Annotated in this window: 1 rRNA gene; it reads left to right on the forward strand. The window is 57.9% G+C overall.

The features are described 5' to 3' along the window. Positions 1-1,828: ribosomal RNA gene (locus tag AB0L29_RS35470) — 23S ribosomal RNA — on the forward strand; the annotation flags it as partial. Positions 1,829-1,850: the final 22 nt, after the last annotated feature.

The following is a 1,850-nucleotide window of genomic DNA, read 5'->3' on the forward strand; positions in this document are numbered from 1 at the left end:
TGATGGGTAGGGGAGCGTCGTCTGCCGGGTGAAGCAGCGCCGGAAGGCAGTTGTGGACGGTTGACGAGTGAGAATGCAGGCATGAGTAGCGATTCACACGTGGGAAACGTGTGCGCCGATTGACCAAGGGTTCCTGGGTCAAGCTGATCTGCCCAGGGTAAGTCGGGACCTAAGGCGAGGCCGACAGGCGTAGTCGATGGATAACCGGTTGATATTCCGGTACCCGCTGTGAAGCGTCAAACATCGAATCCAGTGATGCTAAGCCCGTGAAGCCGCCGGCCGAGTCTTCGGACGAGGTCGGAGTGGTGGAGCCGGTGGCCCGAGCTGGTAGTAGGTGAGTGATGGGGTGACGCAGGAAGGTAGTCCATCCCGGGCGGTGGTTGTCCCGGGGTAAGGGTGTAGGCCGTGTGGTAGGCAAATCCGCCGCACATCGAGGCTGAGACCTGATGCCGAGCCGATTGTGGTGAAGTGGATGATCCTATGCTGTCGAGAAAAGCCTCTAGCGAGTTTCATGGCGGCCCGTACCCTAAACCGACTCAGGTGGTCAGGTAGAGAATACCGAGGCGTTCGGGTGAACTATGGTTAAGGAACTCGGCAAAATGCCCCCGTAACTTCGGGAGAAGGGGGGCCACATCCGGTGACGGGCCTTGCGCCCCGAGCTGGGGGTGGCCGCAGAGACCAGCGAGAAGCGACTGTTTACTAAAAACACAGGTCCGTGCGAAGCCGTAAGGCGATGTATACGGACTGACGCCTGCCCGGTGCTGGAACGTTAAGGGGACCGGTTAGCTCCATTTCGGTGGGGCGAAGCTGAGAACTTAAGCGCCAGTAAACGGCGGTGGTAACTATAACCATCCTAAGGTAGCGAAATTCCTTGTCGGGTAAGTTCCGACCTGCACGAATGGCGTAACGACTTCTCGACTGTCTCAACCATAGGCCCGGTGAAATTGCACTACGAGTAAAGATGCTCGTTTCGCGCAGCAGGACGGAAAGACCCCGGGACCTTTACTACAGTTTGATATTGGTGTTCGGTTCGGCTTGTGTAGGATAGCTGGGAGACTGTGAAGCGGGTACGCCAGTATTCGTGGAGTCGTCGTTGAAATACCAGTCTGGTCGTGCTGGATGTCTAACCTGGGTCCGTGATCCGGATCAGGGACAGTGTCTGATGGGTAGTTTAACTGGGGCGGTTGCCTCCTAAAGGGTAACGGAGGCGCCCAAAGGTTCCCTCAGCCTGGTTGGCAATCAGGTGTTGAGTGTAAGTGCACAAGGGAGCTTGACTGTGAGACCGACGGGTCGAGCAGGGACGAAAGTCGGGACTAGTGATCCGGCGGTGGCTTGTGGAAGCGCCGTCGCTCAACGGATAAAAGGTACCCCGGGGATAACAGGCTGATCTTCCCCAAGAGTCCATATCGACGGGATGGTTTGGCACCTCGATGTCGGCTCGTCGCATCCTGGGGCTGGAGTCGGTCCCAAGGGTTGGGCTGTTCGCCCATTAAAGCGGTACGCGAGCTGGGTTTAGAACGTCGTGAGACAGTTCGGTCCCTATCCGCTGTGCGCGCAGGAGTCTTGAGAAGGGCTGTCCCTAGTACGAGAGGACCGGGACGGACGAACCTCTGGTGTGCCAGTTGTTCTGCCAAGGGCATGGCTGGTTGGCTACGTTCGGGAGGGATAACCGCTGAAAGCATCTAAGCGGGAAGCCTGCTTCGAGATGAGGACTCCCACCCACTTGATGGGGTAAGGCTCCCAGTAGACGACTGGGTTGATAGGCCGGATCTGGAAGCACGGCAACGTGTGGAGGTGACCGGTACTAATAGGCCGAGGGCTTGTCCTCAGTTGCTCGCGTCCACTGTGTT

Origin of the sequence: Streptomyces sp. NPDC052701, from assembly GCF_040678355.1 — a bacterium.
Classification (GTDB): domain Bacteria; phylum Actinomycetota; class Actinomycetes; order Streptomycetales; family Streptomycetaceae; genus Streptomyces.